General features: G+C 47.5%; 15 protein-coding genes. 2 read left to right on the top strand and 13 right to left on the bottom strand.

Translation table 11 applies throughout. The features are described from left to right. Window positions 1-57: 57 nt before the first annotated feature. From BLR65_RS19365 to BLR65_RS19395, 7 genes are all read right to left on the bottom strand, one after another. Window positions 58-2430, bottom strand: a complete 2373-nt coding sequence (locus BLR65_RS19365) for an ATP-dependent DNA helicase (protein ID WP_218130649.1) — start codon at window positions 2428-2430, stop codon at window positions 58-60. Between the two features lie 156 nt (window positions 2431-2586). Further along, window positions 2587-3858 (bottom strand): nickel pincer cofactor-dependent isomerase, group 22, encoded by a 1272-nt coding sequence (locus BLR65_RS19370; protein ID WP_093795822.1) that lies wholly within the window; start codon window positions 3856-3858, stop codon window positions 2587-2589. A 53-nt stretch (window positions 3859-3911) separates the two neighbouring features. After that, a complete protein-coding gene (locus BLR65_RS19375; RefSeq protein WP_093795823.1) occupies window positions 3912-5075 on the bottom strand; it encodes a UxaA family hydrolase in 1164 nt (387 codons plus the stop codon). Further along, window positions 5075-5383 carry a UxaA family hydrolase gene (locus BLR65_RS19380; RefSeq protein WP_176772771.1) on the bottom strand — a complete coding sequence of 103 codons (309 nt, stop codon included), beginning with the start codon at window positions 5381-5383 and terminating at the stop codon, window positions 5075-5077. Before BLR65_RS19380 ends, BLR65_RS19375 begins: the two co-directional genes overlap by 1 nt. Window positions 5384-5606: 223 nt before the next feature. Next, on the bottom strand, window positions 5607-7490 hold the full coding sequence (locus BLR65_RS19385; protein WP_093795824.1) for a sigma 54-interacting transcriptional regulator: 1884 nt from the start codon (window positions 7488-7490) through the stop codon (window positions 5607-5609). 120 nt (window positions 7491-7610) lie between these two features. After that, window positions 7611-8360: a 3D domain-containing protein gene (locus BLR65_RS19390; RefSeq protein ID WP_245692931.1), complete on the bottom strand. Its 750-nt coding sequence runs from the start codon at window positions 8358-8360 to the stop codon at window positions 7611-7613. A gap of 166 nt (window positions 8361-8526) precedes the next feature. Further along, complete coding sequence (locus BLR65_RS19395; RefSeq protein ID WP_093795825.1) at window positions 8527-9177, bottom strand: HAD family hydrolase; 651 nt, start codon at window positions 9175-9177, stop codon at window positions 8527-8529. A 142-nt stretch (window positions 9178-9319) separates the two neighbouring features. Here BLR65_RS19395 and BLR65_RS19400 point away from each other — a divergent pair, with 142 nt between their 5' ends. Next, on the top strand, window positions 9320-9889 hold the full coding sequence (locus BLR65_RS19400) for a xanthine phosphoribosyltransferase (protein ID WP_093795826.1): 570 nt from the start codon (window positions 9320-9322) through the stop codon (window positions 9887-9889). A 19-nt stretch (window positions 9890-9908) separates the two neighbouring features. On the opposite strand, the gene BLR65_RS19405 is transcribed toward BLR65_RS19400, so the two are convergent. Next, window positions 9909-10409 (bottom strand): GNAT family N-acetyltransferase, encoded by a 501-nt coding sequence (locus tag BLR65_RS19405; RefSeq protein WP_093795827.1) that lies wholly within the window; start codon window positions 10407-10409, stop codon window positions 9909-9911. Window positions 10410-10643: 234 nt separating this feature from the next. Here BLR65_RS19405 and BLR65_RS19410 point away from each other — a divergent pair, with 234 nt between their 5' ends. Continuing rightward, entirely contained in the window at window positions 10644-11084 is a 441-nt protein-coding gene (locus tag BLR65_RS19410; RefSeq protein ID WP_093795828.1) for a hypothetical protein, read from the top strand. A 50-nt stretch (window positions 11085-11134) separates the two neighbouring features. Here the strand turns inward: BLR65_RS19410 and BLR65_RS19415 are convergent, their stop codons facing one another. The 5 genes from BLR65_RS19415 to rocF form a co-directional block, all read right to left on the bottom strand. Further along, window positions 11135-11731: an ECF transporter S component gene (locus BLR65_RS19415; RefSeq protein ID WP_093795829.1), complete on the bottom strand. Its 597-nt coding sequence runs from the start codon at window positions 11729-11731 to the stop codon at window positions 11135-11137. Between the two features lie 278 nt (window positions 11732-12009). Beyond that, window positions 12010-12924 carry a Na/Pi cotransporter family protein gene (locus tag BLR65_RS19420; protein WP_245692932.1) on the bottom strand — a complete coding sequence of 305 codons (915 nt, stop codon included), beginning with the start codon at window positions 12922-12924 and terminating at the stop codon, window positions 12010-12012. Between the two features lie 88 nt (window positions 12925-13012). Then, window positions 13013-14227 (bottom strand): MFS transporter, encoded by a 1215-nt coding sequence (locus tag BLR65_RS19425; RefSeq protein ID WP_281241556.1) that lies wholly within the window; start codon window positions 14225-14227, stop codon window positions 13013-13015. Between the two features lie 52 nt (window positions 14228-14279). Beyond that, complete coding sequence (locus tag BLR65_RS19430) at window positions 14280-14672, bottom strand: Na-translocating system protein MpsC family protein (protein WP_093795831.1); 393 nt, start codon at window positions 14670-14672, stop codon at window positions 14280-14282. A gap of 231 nt (window positions 14673-14903) precedes the next feature. After that, window positions 14904-15824 carry an arginase gene (gene rocF, locus BLR65_RS19435; RefSeq protein WP_211285187.1) on the bottom strand — a complete coding sequence of 307 codons (921 nt, stop codon included), beginning with the start codon at window positions 15822-15824 and terminating at the stop codon, window positions 14904-14906. Window positions 15825-15829 lie beyond the last annotated feature (5 nt).

Raw genomic sequence — 15829 nt, forward strand, 5'->3', positions numbered from 1 at the left:
ATATGCTGTTTTTTCCATTTTTCGAAGTATACTCTGTAAGGATGTAGATATAGACTATTAAATACGCTTCCCGTCCTTATTCCAAAAAAAGCCGGCCTGCTTCGCAATACTATCAACAGTTTTGACACTTACCGCCCCTTTCCATTCCGGCGGAAATAAGCGCCGGTACCCCGGTTGCGCAAAGCGGGCATCAATCAACAGTACAATTCCCCGGTCCTGTTCGCTGCGGATGACCCTCCCGGCTGCCTGCAAGACTTTGTTCATACCCGGAAATACATAAGCATACTCAAAACCCTGGTGGTTTTCCTGATCAAACCATTGCCTGATAATTTCCCGCTCCAGGCAAATTTTCGGCAAACCGACACCAACAACGACGGCACCTAGCAGCCGTTCGCCCGTTAGGTCAATTCCTTCGCCAAATACTCCGCCCATGACGGCAAATCCCACCAGCGTAGTCTCGTTATCACTGGAAAACTGACGTAAAAATGCGGCCCGCTCTGCTTCGGTCATCTCACCTACCTGTTGAATCACCCTGATGGCCGGATTTTTCAAGGTGAAGCGCCGGCAAACTTCTTCCATATAACGGTAAGACGGCAAAAACACCAGGTAATTGCCTGTTTTTGCCTGAGTGGCCGCCGTTATACTGTCGACTATAACTTCATAGGTTTTATCCCGCATCCTATAGGTAGTATGAATGGTATCAGCCACCAACAGCCCCAAATGATCCTGCCGGAAGGGAGAAGGCACCGCCAGCTTGCCGTCTTCCGCCTCGCCGCCCAGTATCTCCGCAAAGTAAGTAAGCGGTGTTAACGTTGCCGAAAAGAAAACCGCAGCTTTGCCCCGTTTAACAGCCTGCCTGAGTAATTCGGAAGGGTTGATGCAAAACAGCTTAATTTTTACATTCTTGTCCAGTTTTTCGTAGTATGTCACATAGCGTTCATCGTACAGCTCCGCTGTCCGCACAAAGGCATTAACCTTGAAATACAGTTCCAATAATTCTTCCCGGAAGCCGGCTTGCTCATTCTTAGTCAGCCATTTTTCCGCTAAATCCATAAACTTTCTCAGCAAGGGAAAAATTTTAGCCGGCAATTCCGTCAGGCAATAGTCCGCTTCACCGACTGCGGACTGTTCTACACATAATTTTCCGGCCTGCAGCATAAACGTATTGATTTTGCCGGCACTTTTTGCCACGTGGGGGAGTTCCTGACTGAGACTCTTTTTTAGATCCAAAAAGCTTTGTTTGGTTATTTCTGCCGAAAACATCTCTCTGGCCCGGTCAACAAGATTGTGCGCCTCATCAATCAAAAAACAATACGGGCCGTTATTTTCCAAGAAGAAACGTTTTAGATACACCCGGGGATCAAACACATAATTGTAGTCACAAATGACAACATCTGCCCACAAAGCCAAATCAAGTGACAACTCAAATGGGCACAGCCGGTGCTCACGGGCGACCTGTTCGATTGTCTCCCGCGTAAAAGTCTCCTGATCCCAGCAGGCGTTAAGCGCCTGATTAATGCGGTCATAATAGCCTGCCGCATACGGACACTCCTCCGGCGTGCAGGCCGCATCCGGCATAAAACAGATTTTGTCTTTGGCGGTCAGTGTCAGCGTCTTACACTTAAGCCCTGCTTGCCGCAATAACTGAAAAGCCGCCTCAGCCAGTTCCCGGGTTACCGTTTTGGCTGTGAGAAAAAATATTTTTTCCACTTGTTCCAGCCCCAGTGCCTTCACAGCCGGAAACAAAGTCGCCATGGTTTTGCCGGTACCTGTCGGCGCCTGCGCAAACAGCTTTTTCCCCTTTACCAACGTCGTATATACGGCGACAGCCAGTTGCCGCTGGCTGGGACGAAATTCAGCAAAGGGAAATTCCAACAACCGGGCTGTACCATTGCGGATTTCCAGCCAATCCCCCAGCCGTTTTGCCCACAAGGCGTACTGATTGATTAGCGAGTCAAAAAAGTCGGCCAGTTCTGCCAGCGAATACGTTTTCTTAAAAATCTTCACTTCCAGGGTAGCAACCTGACAGTAGGTGATCTGCACATCGATTTGCGTTAACTCCTGCTTACGCGCATACATATAGGCATAGCATTTGGCCTGTGCCCAATGGAGTGGATTATACGCTTCGTCAATTGCCTCAAGTTCTTCTGTCACGGATTTAATCTCATCAATCGTCACCTGCGGCGGTTCTGTGTCAGCCTGTGCCGTAATAATTCCATCAGCCCGCCCGCTAACTTGCAATTGTACATCAGGCCGTTCGACAATGATGGACAGGAAGACCTCCGATTCATAGTCGCCACCTTGCGCATGCTGAAGCCGGCGATGAATCTTGCTTCCCTCGGCCATACGGGCACTGCCGGCAAATGCCGACGACAAATCTCCTGACCGGAGAACAAATTCAACTAAATTACGCACCGAAGTTTTTATCATGCTATCAGAAGACATATGTCATTACCTTTCAGACTGGTATTGTGTCTATTATACAACACCCTGACCTTTTGTAGGAGGGTTGGGGAATGCAAAAGACTGACCTCACTATGAGATCAGTCTCCTTTTATACAAGTCTGTTGGGCGCATAAACTTGCATTAGCCAATCAGATTGCCGTCGTCATCAAACACCATATCCATAGGCTCGCTGCAAATTTCAATATCAGGGTTGGCCTGAGCCGCCTCTAACAAAGCCTCCGAAATAATGATGTCTTTCAAATGCAGCGTGTCTTTAATTCTAACCAGTTTAACCTTAGACATATCGCGGGCGTTGCAGGTCTTAACCGCAGCCAGCAGGGCTTCCCGGTCGTCGGCCATGATCATCGGCATGCGGGCCGGCGCAGGCGTCGTATTGGTAATACAGTTGGCATACGTATAGTCAAAATCAATTTTATTAAACAATTTACGGGTGGTATAGTCCGCTACCCCGATGCCGCAGGCATTGCCATGCGTTCCTTCTGTCAAATCCAGCACAACTACTTTATTGGCATCCAGGCCGCCGCTGGCATAGGGAGTGGGAAAACGCCCGGTAATGTTCGGGTCCATGCCATCGCCGGATATCTCTTTGCCCAGTTGATCCACAACCAGAACATCAACAGGGTCGAACAGGATGCGCGGCATCTTCTCTTTAGCTTCAAATAATAGTTTCTGATCCACTTCCATAATGTTTTCCGCAGGTACGGCTAGCAGTGTCGAAATCCTGTCATAGGCGTTCTCGACAGTGGCAATACCGAACAATATCTTACTGTTGGCGATTTTTACCTTAGCCATTTCAAAAACATGCTCAGCCATATGTTTAAAGCTGTATTTATGACAGGTTTCCGCACCCTTTTGCTTGCCAAGACCAATAACCAGCATCTTAGCCAAGCCGCTTTCACATGGCCCCCGGTAAGCGGTATGGGGCTTTATCCGGTTAATGATGACAATGCCGTCTGCCTCGTAAGCATTTTTATCCATATGCACAGGCAAACCGTTGGCGATTTTGCCGATTTCGACCACTTCCATCGAGGAAACAATTGGACAGCCGGCACTTTCGGCAGTAACACCGAGATTGGCTAATACCTGTTCTTGTCCGGCGGCAGTGGCACCGCCGTGGCTCCCCATGGCCGGCACGACAAAAGGTTCGCCGCCGCGTTGTTTAATCTCTTGTACTGTTAACCGGACCAGTTCAGGAATTCTGTTAAGCCCCCGGCTACCGACCGCAACCGCAATACGCATGCCTGGCTTGATTCTGTCGCCAATATTCTCTTTGGCAAACTCCTGTTTAATGGCTGCCGCTATATCGTTGATTTCTGTTACATTAAATTTTTGACGCACTTTTACTACCCGCGGCAGCTCAGTGTCTTTGAGCAATTCTTGTATAATTCCCATTGGAAATTCCCCCTATATGGTCTATCCTTAACTTGATTCCATGTTACAGGCAACTACATCGTCGGGCCAATTCGCATAATGGCAAAATCATTATGCCCCAAGACTTCGGCTTTGGTCATCTTTCCGGATGCCACTGCCAGCATCTCCTCAAAAATTCGTTTGCCAACCTGTTGGACGGTTTCATCCCCGGTTATAATAGTGCCGGCGTTAAGATCCATATTGTCGGCCATCTTTTCAAATAACGCGGTATTGGTAGCCACTTTGATCGTGGGTGCGATCGGCGAGCCGGTAGGTGTGCCGCGCCCGGTGGTAAACACGCAAATATGGCAGCCGCCGGCGACCATCCCGGTCAACTGTTCAATGTCATTGCCGGGAGTATCCATAAAGACAAGTCCCTTGGTGCTCACTTTTTCCGCCCAATCAATGACGGCTTGCAACGGCCTTGTCCCACCCTTGTAGACACAGCCCAGCGACTTTTCTTCAATTGAGGATAACCCGCCCTCAATATTTCCCGGGGTAGGATTACTCCCCCGCATGTCAACTCCCATCGTTTTGGCCTTTTCTTCAAACCCTCTGATGGTAGCATAACATTTGGCTTTTACGGATTCATTAATTGCCCGTTCGGCAATAATATGGTCAGCGCCGATCAATTCGGCAGTCTCAGCAAGAATTGACGTACCGCTCGCATCTATTAACAAATCGCTGGCCGCTCCCAGCGCCGGATTGCCTGACAGCCCCGAGCAGGCGTCAGAGCCGCCGCATTCTGTCCCTAAAATAAGTTCCGAGGCGTCGATAGGCTCGCGCTGTAGTCCGGAGGCTTCAATAACCATTTTCTGAGCAGCGGCTGCACCGGCTTGGATGGCTTTAATCGAGCCGCCCTCATCTTGAATAATAATGGTATGAACAGGTTTGTAAGGACATTGCTTTTTAATTTCCGCCGCTACATCCTGGGCGCGAATGACTTCACATCCCAGGCCGACAACAACGATTCCATAAACGTTGGGATGAATGCCATGACCAATAAAGGCCCGCGCTGTCTGCTCGGCATCTGCCCCCAACTGCGAGCAGCCATGCTGATGTTCCACCCAGGTTGTTCCCCGTACATTGGACGCAATGCCCCGTGCTACTTGATTAGCGCAATTGACTGTCGGAAAAACTAATACATGATTGCGAATTCCTACTGTTCCGTCTGGCCGGCGATAGCCCATAAAGTTCATTATTTTTCCACTCCTGTCTCTAAATCTCCGCGTCCGCGACAACCAACCAGATTGTGGACATGGGTATGCTGCCCGGCCGCTATGTCTTTCGTCGCTACTCCGATTACTTCACCATACTTAATGATTTGACTATCCTTGGCTATGTCCTTAATAGCCACCTTATGGCCAAAAGGAATGTTCTCTTGCACGTGAAGTTTCACCGTTTCGCCATCCTTATTGACAGCAATCTCTGTGCCTGCTGCAATATTTTCCGTTACGGTTGCCACATTGTCTTTGGCTTTCATAACAATCGCTTTAAACTTATTCACAATTTCTCCTCCAAGACCTGATTTATTCACTACCGGCAGTTGATTATATTTGCAATTTCTATGCCAAGTTTTTGCGTTACATTGCTGCAATCTGCCACAAGCGTGCCGCGGCCTGTATTCATCAGTATCTTCTGTCATAGTAATGTGAAAATTAGCGGAATTACCTGTCTATTGTTTAGCAACAAATTGTTACATCGGTAACGATTTGTTTCATGAATTTGTTTCATTCGTCTTTTTCCCATTGCCGAAGTTTGCGCCAAAGTGTCGTGCGGCTCATGCCCAGCCTTTTAGCGGCTTGTGTATAATTATATTTTTCCTCAAACAATATTTGTTCAATTTTACAACGTTCTGAGACAGCAGACCTTGCCGCCTCATGTGCAAACTCATTAACTACCTGCCCGCAGGCGGCCAATTCCTGACGCACCATGATTTCGTCAATAGGCCGGCCGCCAGCCAGCAGTTTAACTCTTTCCATAACATTTTCCAATTCACGGATGTTACCCCGCCAGTATTGTTTCTGTAAAAGTTTTACCGCTTCTTCCGTAATTCCGCTACAATGGCCGCCTAGCGGCTTGCCCAAAAAACTCCGCACCAACTCCGGAATGTCTTCAATCCGTTCCCTGAGCGGCGGAATATGCAGTCTGAGAACATCCAAGCGATAATATAAATCCACCCGGAATTTTTTTTCATCCACCAGGCGCATCATATCCTGATTGGTAGCCGCCAGTATCCGCACATTTACCGGAATAACCCGGTCAGCCCCCAGCCGCATGACTTCTTTTTCCTGCAATACCCTGAGCAGCCTGGCCTGTAGCGCCAAAGGCATTTCGCCAATCTCGTCCAAAAAAATCGTCCCGCCATGCGCCAGTTCAAATAAACCGGATTTCCCCCCTTTTTTGGCGCCGGTAAACGCGCCTTCCTCATAGCCAAAAAGCTCACTTTCCAGTAAATTTTCCGGCAGCGCCGCACAATTTATGGCCACAAAGGGCCCTCGCTGCCGTTGGCTTACGTTATGGATACTCTGCGCAACCCGTTCCTTGCCGGTTCCGGATTCGCCGGTGATCAGCACGGTAGCGTCATTGCCGGCATACAACCGCACACGCTCCTTAATCAGTTTCATCTGCGGCGAGGATGCGCTCAATTGTTCTAGATGGAATTTGGCCACAAGGCCCTTTTTGTTCAGCTTTTGCCGTACCGCCTGCTCAAAGTTCTGCAACTGCGTAACATCCTGTACATTGGCTATTGCCCCCACCGTATCTTCACCCAGCTTAATGGGAATACGCTTAATGGCAAAAACGTGGTTTTCTACACTGCGTACACTTTCACGTTCGGCCTTATCATCCATAAGACATTCCCGCAGACCATCGTCAGGAAAAATCCGGCCAATTTTCTTGCCAATAACCTCCGCTCGGGAAATCCGGTACATCCGTTCCAGCGCCTGATTAAAAATCGTTATCTGTTCATTTTTGTCAATGGCAATAATCCCATCCGCAGAGGCTTCAATGATGGTGCGAAACAGTTCCGCTCTCTCCCGTTCGCGGCGTCTGACATGCGCTAGATTCACAGCCTCAATAATTGCCTTACTGATTGATTCTGCCGATGATTCAATCGGCACAACATTTAACCCCCGTTCAATCAGCAGTTTGACTGACAAAGCATCCCCTAAAAACGTACTGATCCCTTGCTTGCAAGCGATCTCAATCGTTTTTTCCTCAATGGTTTCGTTCTCCATAAAAATTTCCCTGATCGGCACGCCGATATATTCACCCAATTTTTCGCATTCAAACAAAAAACGCCGCATAAATACAACTCCTACCGGCCCTGAAACATGACCGGCAATTTTTAGAGCCTTAAGAATATCAAAGGCGGTAACCTGAATCTCAACAACCGGAATATCCACATGCTTGGCAATCAAGGACGCAGTAGCCCCGCGGCTGATAATAACATCCGTGCCGCCTGCTTCTGCCCTGATTGCCTGTTTCACTCCGGTTTCCAAAAGACCGGCTACGATTTCTATCTCTCCCGGCCAGTTGAAATCTTGTTTTGTCAGCACCTCTCTGGCAGTATCCGCGATATTCTCCAGGGGTGCAATTATCGTAATCTTCATCACCCACACCTCTTAACTCGACAAGTCAACCAGTAAGTTTAAATTTATTGTACCATTTGCCTGACTGCAACTACAAGACACAGAAAACTCCACCCTTTGCTAATAGGTGGAGTTAAAAAACTAGGCGTTGGTTCCTGGCCCTAAAACATATACTTTTGCGTTTTTGACACCAAAGTCATAGGCCTGGTCCACAGAACTCTGTGCTACGTCAATGCGGTTGCCCTTAATAGCTCCGCCGGTGTCTTCCGCCGTTGCATAGTGTCCGGTACCATCCGGGTACTCGATATACAGCCGCGAGCCCAAGGGAATAACATCCGGATCTACCGCCACGACTCCGGGGCGAACTGTCGTACCCAAAAATGTTTTATCCCCCCATTGTTCATTATCATGAGCGCCGGGAGCATAGGCAGTCGCCTTGACTTCTACGACTTTTTGAAAATCTTCCGGTGCCTGAGCCGATGTTTTTTCACTTGCCGGCGTTTTTTCACTTACCGGTGTCGCTTCCACCCGTTTAGCCTGTGTCGCTTCTTTAGCCGGTGCAGCCTTGGAGTTGGCCGCAAGCGGATTGATCGTTTTCTGGCTGCGTTCAGCGGCCGCCCTGGCTTGTATTCTCGCCAGTTTTTTCTGCGGTATCTTGCTGTCTGACTGTAAACCGAAAGATCCTTTTGGTGTTTTCACCATCTGTTGCACGGCAGCGTCCGGCTGCGCGGGAGCATCAGGAACAGCTGAGGCATGAGCGGTAGCCGGCATCCCCGGCAGCAAAGCCGATGACACAAATGCAGCCCCGGCAACCGCCGCGGCGGCCGCCATACGTTTAAATTTACGGTTAAGGGATTTACTGTGCCTGTTGTGACGCGTTTTATGTGTCACAACCATTCGCCTCCTTTCCAAAACTATACTTATAGTTTTTGGCTAAAAATTGTCTTACATGCACGACAGTTTTTAACAATAGACGAATAAATAAAAAGTTTTTTTCATACACCATCCGCCTGCGCCTATAAATTTCCTTAATGCGGAGTAAGAATGACCCCAGGCATTACACCCTTAAAAGTTCGGTAAGTTCATCAACTGTGGCTGCCATATAGGTAGGTCCGGCGTCCTGCAGTTCTTTAACCGTGCCATAACCATACTGAACAGCAATGGAGTCAATGCTATTTTTTTGCGCACCAATCACATCATGCTTTCTGTCGCCCACCATAACGATATCTTTCTTTTCCATACAGTTAAGTTCCGTCAAAATATAAGAAATAATTTCATCCTTATGAATGCGGGACCCGTCCAGATTGCTGCCGACAATCAATTGGAAAAACTGCGGAAGGTTAAAATGCTCGATAATTTGCTGGGAATACACAGTAGGCTTGGAGGTGGCTACCAGCAGCTTTTTACCAGTACCGCTAAGCAGCGCCAACATTTCCCTGGTTCCTGGATAAACCGCATTTTCAAACATTCCGGCCTGCGTGAAATATTCACGGTAATAGCCAACCCCGGCAACCGCTTCTTCCCTGCTCAACGAATAAAACTCCTGAAAAGATTCAACAAGCGGTGGCCCAATGAACGGCACCAGCTTCTCTAAATCAGGTTCATGAATAGCGAATTTTGCCAGTGCATACTGCACTGACTTCGTAATCCCGACCTTGGGATCTGTCAACGTTCCATCCAAGTCAAACAAAATCACCTGATATCCCATACTTACTCCTCCCTTGCCCGTTTAATAAGCCGGTCATATTTTGTCTCCTGTTTTGCCTTCATTGACAACCCCGTAAAGCTCCTGCTACAATAATGTATAATTTACATTCTGGTCCTAACCCTAAAATCTTTAGGAGGCTGTTATGGATTTACTCAAACAACGGATACGGACCGATGGTCTGATCTTGAATAATTCGTTACTAAAAGTTGACTCTTTTTTGAATCAGCAGATTGATCCTGCGCTTATGTTGAAAATCGGCGAAGAGTTTGTCAACCGCTTCAAAGGCGAAACAATAACCAAAATACTAACCATTGAATCCTCCGGTATTGCTGTTTCGGTTATGACCGGGCTCATTCTGAAAGTCCCTGTGATTTTTGCCCGTAAACGAAAGCCTAAAGTCACCAGCGACGATGTGTATACGGCCAAAGTATACTCTTATACCAAAGGCGAAAGCAATAATATCATGATATCCAAACAGTTTTTACACCAAGACGACAGTGTACTTATTATCGATGACTTTCTGGCAAATGGCGAAGCCGCCGCCGGTTTGGCCGATATTGTTAAACAAGCCCAAGCGAAAGTGGTCGGTATCGGCATTGTTATCGAAAAATCCTTCCAGCCTGGTGCCCAAAAATTAGCGCAAGCCGGTTACCGGGTAGAATCCCTAGCCCGAATAAAATCATTTGCTAACGGCCAGGTTGAATTTTTATAAATGAATCTTTTCGCAGCCGTTAAAATTCATAAAATTTCCCGGCAGCAACCGGCTCAAACTGAGCCAGCAGCAGGCACTTCCCCTTGGTATCCGGCGACTTCCTGCCATAAGGCTGCATGGGAACAAAGCCGGCCCGGGTATACATGGGATTTTCCCAGGTACAAACCATGACGCTAAAAGCAGCCGGGCCATGGTGAAGCCTTATCTGGCGCAACCGCTCGTCAAGCATCAGCTTATTAATACCTTGGTGGCGCCATGCGGGTAGCACCGTAGCCCATGACAGCTCATACAACCAAAACGAACACATCGACGGCGCCCAGGCGGCGACACCGATGATCCGGTTATTAACAACCGCCGCAATAAAGCGCGCCCGAATGTACCCATAGATATCGCCTTTAAAAAAAGCCTGCATTTCGGCCTTTACATAAAATAAATGTTCTTTATTCCAACCGCTTTGCGCAAAGACAGCCAAGGCTTCCTCCCGTCTGTCCTCGGTTAAATTTACGATCTTTACATCCATAAACATCCTCCCCTGCATAACCTTACTACAAGAGCCATAGTTCTCCGTAACTTCATGGAGAATTATGGCTCTTTTCGTTATACCGGCCTATTTTTCCTGCCTTACTATAAACTTCTTTAATGCGGAAGATATATAATCGTTCGAGATTATCTGATTTCTGATGATCATCCCCGGATAAATAATAATAAATTCCTTAATAATAACAATAGCACGAAATAGTAGGAGGTCAAAATAATGATGTATATTAAGAGAATTGCTTTGGCAGCCGGCTTGTTTTTTCTGGCAAGCAGCCTACTGTTTGCCGGCTGCAGCAACCTGACACCGGTTAATCCGCAGAACCCGCCAACCCCTTCTAAGCAATTGGATAATACGCAAGACTACACAGTTACCTATAATTATGGCGACACCGGCCCGGTACAGCTTTCAGCCAATAATTTTTCTTTGAAAGTCGGCCAAAGACTTATTCTCAAACCGGCGCCGGGTCTCACGAAAAACACCCGTTTCACCTCAGGCAATGGCAACTTTTTCGGCGATATCATGCAACAGGAGGGAGACCAAAGCAGTACCGGCCAGCTTAGCTTTCGCGCCAAGCAGGCAGGCAAAGGCAAACTGCAAATTATTCCCAACGGTACCGACACCGACAGAGCAACCGACCTGTGGGTTACTGTAGAATAACTAAAAAGCCTGGGGTTTACTGTTTTTTTAATAAACCTCAGGCTTTGTGTTTAATTTTTATACCGTTTCTTAATAGCCCCGATAACCGGAATACTAATCGCTGCAGCAATAATGGCCTCAGGAATGCCATTAATCAAGGCAATACTATAGATTACTTTGGCGGCAGCACCCAGCTCAATCCCCCGGGTAGCGGCAAACTCCGCCGCATACAGCAGGTAAAGCATCGTCAAAAAGCCAAATGTGTTGGTGAGTGAGCCAACAATTGCTCCGACACCAATGCGAAGTCCTTCGTGCTTTCCCCAGGTCCATTTATAGGAATAGTAAGCTGTAATACCAATCAGCATCCGCGGCAATACGGACACCAGCGGATTAATAATTGCAAATGACAAAATCGTAGGCGCCGTTAAATTCTGCACGATGCTGAACAAGCCAAAAATCAAACCAATCATAGCCCCGACAAGCGGGCCTTCTAAAATGGCACCAATGATAACCGGAATCTGCATGATGGTGGCTTTGGCCGTAGGCAGTGGAATAAAACCAAAACCCGAAAGTCCCAACATGATCGAGATAGCAGAAAGCATGCCGATAACCGCAATCTGCCGCACGCCAAATTTACCTGATCCCCGTAGTGATGCTGTTTTTTCCATTACTTAATACCTCCGTTCTTATTCCCTTCAGGATATAAGTCGTTTTATTCCGGAGTCTTCTCAGACCGCCAGTCCGGTTTCCTGCGAATACCGGCTAAAAAGGCGGATCGTGCTACTCCGTTAACATGTTACCACAAATATAATAAAATTTGTATAGTTTTTTTCTTGGATTAAAAGATTTTTTTAAGACTCAGTTATGGCGTTTTCGTCGCCGGAATTTATCCAAAAAGCCCTTTTGCAGCAGGCAAAAGGGCTTTAAATAAGCTCCATGATCGGCATCACTTTGTCCTGGGAACAAGAAAATAAATCACTTTTGCAAACTGATCAAACAAAGGCAGCACCGCCACCGACGACAACACATTAAACAAGGTATGCATCACTGCCACCTGGCCACTGAAATCAGTCGTAATCCAGCCGGCGGCAACAACCAGGAATTTGGTCAAAGGCAAAAAGCAAACAACCCCCAAAACATTCAGCAAAATGTGGGCCGTTGCCACCCGCCGGGCTGCGAGCGGTGCCGCCGCGCTAAATACTACCGAAGAAATACAGGAACCAATATTATTGCCGTACACAACATAAGCAGCGGTCGTTATATCAACAATCCCCTGATCGGCAAGCACCATCAGCAAAGCGGTCGCCGCGCTGCTTGACTGAAAAACTATTGTCGCGATAATCCCGCCCCAAATACCGTAAAGCGGCTGAGCTTTAGCCAAAATGAGATAATCTGTAACCCGGGCAATCTCCGGAATACCGGCAATACCTTGCACCAGCAGGAAAATGCCGCCAAACATACTTAACAGTCCCGCACAGGCAAAACTTAGATAACGCAGCCTTCTTATTCTGCTCAACGCCAGGCAGCCGATCAGCAATGGCCAAATATAAATTAACGGGACCGTCACGTTGATCAAACCCAAAGTTGAACAAGTACCAATATTCGCGCCCAAAATAATGCCCAGCGCCTGCCGAAACGACATATAGTCGGCACTCACCAAACCAATGGTAATCAAGCATACCGTAGTACTGCTCTGGAATGCCGCGGCGGTCACTGCCCCTAACAGCAGTCCGCGCCAAGGTGTTTTCGTTAACTTCGCCAAAACAATATGCAAACGATACCACAATGCTTTCTTCAGCCCATAACGCATAAGGAAAATGCCGCCTAACAGCATCATAACCCCGAAAAAAACCGTCAGCATAGTTATAGCCTCCAACACATGTTTTCCTTCTACCATATGTCGGCAACGCTTTTCCTATGTTTAACAATCTTCAAGTTCGTGTAAGCATTTACGATTGTGTTTGTTCTTCCGGACAAACTCCATACATAAATTCGAAAAACACCACACCGCCCAGCAGCAAAAGAATACTACCGGTAAAAATGAAAACAGATGAAATGCCCAGCCATGAGCTAAGCACACCACCCATAACCGGCCCCAGCATTTGCCCCAATTGATTGGCCGTTGTCGTCAGGCCAAAGACACGCCCCTGCGAACCGGCGTCCGCCGAGGATGCCGCAATGGCATTAATCGCGGGAAAAACACCTACAATAAACAATCCATAGAGAAACTGCAGCACACCAAACTGAACCAGGTTACTGGCAAAATACTGCCAGAAATTAAAGACACCCGCCCCTAGAAAGGCAATGAGCATCACTTTAAAAAATCCCCCGCTTTGGCCGAGCCGTCCCCATAACGGTGCGGACAGCGCGCCGGCAATACCGGCCAAACTAAATACAAATCCGGCTTTTAAGGCGACGCCTTCCATGCTCCCCTGTAATTCAGCCACATACAGGGCAATGACCGGCTGCAGCACCATGCCAACAGCTTGCACGGCAAATAACAGCAACAGCATCTGTACCAACCTGCGGTTGGCGAGTGCTGTTTTCAAATCCTCCAGTATACTGCCGCTTTCCTGCGGGCAGGACTCATTCTCAGTCGCCGGCTCTACCACCAAAGCACCTACCAACAGAGTGCCGCAAAAAATAATACCGGCAGAGACCATGAAAGAGAAGCGCATACCGAAAATATGGGAAAGGGCCCCGCCCATCAAGGGCCCCAAAATACCGCCAATTAACAAGGTTGTTTGCATAATCCCCAAACTAAAGCCTAAATGTTCTTTAGGCGTTGAAGCAGCCACAATGGCCATTGCCGCCGGCACAAAACCATTGGCAAATCCCTGCAGCAATCTTACGATAAATAAGTCTACCGGATTTCTTACCAGTCCTCCCAAAAAATAAACCACCGCCAAACTGAATCCGGCCCGCATCACCATGCGGCGCCGGCCACTTTTATCAGCACATCGTCCCCAATAAGGAGCCAGTACGGCAGCGACCAAAAAAGTAATAGAAAGCACAAGTCCTGACCACATATTTACATTTTGCGGACTAGCCCCAATATCCAAAAGATATAACGGCAAAAATGGTATAACCATTGTATAACTCGAGCCGGACAGCATTACTGCTAATGCTAATGTAAAAAGATTCCTACGCCAATGCAAAACCACACCACTTCTTTCCCCTATTCAAACTAAACTCCGTAACCAAATCAAGCGGTAATTAACATTCAATTCGTTGTTTCTCCAAACTCCGCAACCGTTTTTCGAGGTTGTCTTCCATAATATATATTTCTACCCGTTCACCGGTCTTGGTGCTAATGTCGCTATGACTGCTGACAACTTTGCATTCTGTCAATTTGGCAACCAGATCCTCAGTTTCATTACTAAAAGTTTCTCTCAAGATTTGCCGCATTTCTTTTACTACCTGGCGCCCCTTCTCTGTCTTAGCCAAATGGGTTTCTTCGATTGTCAGCACACCTTTAAACCGGATCAGTACCATATCTTCAATAATATAAGTACGCGCCTCTACCGGTCCCCGTCCAACCAGATTCCGTTGAAGCTTGATAAATGCGTCACGAATTGCTGTTTCCATCGCAGCCTTTTTTGAAACCATTGCTTACCTCCCACCAAAGTTCACCAACTGCTCTATTGTTAATTACCGGCAATCATTGCTGCTTTTCCAGCAGTTTTCCGCCATACAGGCGGTACTTCTATAAAGTTATATTATATAACATACAAAAGCATTTTTACAAGAGGGAATTCTGCATGGCAATCTATAGAGAGACTAACCTTCCGGTATTTTACTTTTTTGTAACGATCAGTCTTTTATTCCATCTTAGGAAAATCAATCATCGGGTAAAACCTGCTCCCCCAACAGCGACCTCATTAATGCTACAGCTACTTTGGCTGTTTGATTTTTGTGATCCAGTACGGTGTTTACTTCTACAAACTCTGCGCTGGTAACAATTTGCGCCTGAGAGATCAATTCCATCGCCAAATGGCTTTCCCGATAGGTGAGGCCACCAAAAACCGGCGTGCCGACACCGGGAGCATACAAAGGATCCATGACATCCATATCAAAACTAACATGGACACCATCAGTTCCAGCGGACACAAGTTTGATGGTCTCCTCCATAACCTGGGCCATGCCTTTTATATCAATATCATGCATGGTATACACAATTACACCTAACTTTTTTAACAAGATTTTCTCGCCCGGGTCCAGTTCCCGGGTACCAATCATCACAAATTTTTTGGGATCCAAAGTTACCGTTTTACCGCCAATCCCTATCAGCCGTTCATGCCCAAGTCCAAAACTGACGGCAACCGGCATACCGTGAATATTGCCTGAAGGTGAGGTTTCGGCCGTATTGATATCCCCATGGGCGTCGAACCAAATTACACCCACTTTCTTTTTATGCTGCAAAATACCTGATATGGTACCAATGGCGATGCTATGGTCGCCGCCCAAAACAAGGGGAAACCGACCCTTATCCAGTTCTTCAGCCACAATCCGGCAAAGCTCCGTATTCACCCTTTCAATTTCATCCAGATATTTTAAGTTACTTCCGTCTTGGTGACAAGCATCCGGCCGGTTCGGTACAATATCACCCCGATCATCGATTTCATAGCCGAGATCCTGAAGCTTTTCCCGCACTTTCGCATAGCGTATGGCGCTAGGCCCCATGTCAACACCGCGGCGGTCAGCGCCAAGATCAAGCGGCACCCCAATCAGAGAAATACGATTATTCATAGCTGGATTCATTAAGA

Origin of the sequence: Sporomusa acidovorans (assembly GCF_900101845.1) — a bacterium.
GTDB lineage: Bacteria > Bacillota > Negativicutes > Sporomusales > Sporomusaceae > Sporomusa > Sporomusa acidovorans.

Coding starts and splice junctions, on each gene's coding strand:
- BLR65_RS19410 (WP_093795828.1), top strand. CDS start 10,644: ATGATGTATATTAAGAGAATTGCTTTGGCAGCCGGCTTGTTTTTTCTG.
- rocF (WP_211285187.1), bottom strand. CDS start 15,824: ATGAATCCAGCTATGAATAATCGTATTTCTCTGATTGGGGTGCCGCTT.
- BLR65_RS19400 (WP_093795826.1), top strand. CDS start 9,320: ATGGATTTACTCAAACAACGGATACGGACCGATGGTCTGATCTTGAAT.
- BLR65_RS19405 (WP_093795827.1), bottom strand. CDS start 10,409: ATGGATGTAAAGATCGTAAATTTAACCGAGGACAGACGGGAGGAAGCC.
- BLR65_RS19370 (WP_093795822.1), bottom strand. CDS start 3,858: ATGGGAATTATACAAGAATTGCTCAAAGACACTGAGCTGCCGCGGGTA.
- BLR65_RS19430 (WP_093795831.1), bottom strand. CDS start 14,672: ATGGTTTCAAAAAAGGCTGCGATGGAAACAGCAATTCGTGACGCATTT.
- BLR65_RS19375 (WP_093795823.1), bottom strand. CDS start 5,075: ATGAACTTTATGGGCTATCGCCGGCCAGACGGAACAGTAGGAATTCGC.
- BLR65_RS19420 (WP_245692932.1), bottom strand. CDS start 12,924: ATGCTGACGGTTTTTTTCGGGGTTATGATGCTGTTAGGCGGCATTTTC.
- BLR65_RS19415 (WP_093795829.1), bottom strand. CDS start 11,731: ATGGAAAAAACAGCATCACTACGGGGATCAGGTAAATTTGGCGTGCGG.
- BLR65_RS19395 (WP_093795825.1), bottom strand. CDS start 9,177: ATGGGATATCAGGTGATTTTGTTTGACTTGGATGGAACGTTGACAGAT.
- BLR65_RS19365 (WP_218130649.1), bottom strand. CDS start 2,430: ATGATAAAAACTTCGGTGCGTAATTTAGTTGAATTTGTTCTCCGGTCA.
- BLR65_RS19385 (WP_093795824.1), bottom strand. CDS start 7,490: ATGAAGATTACGATAATTGCACCCCTGGAGAATATCGCGGATACTGCC.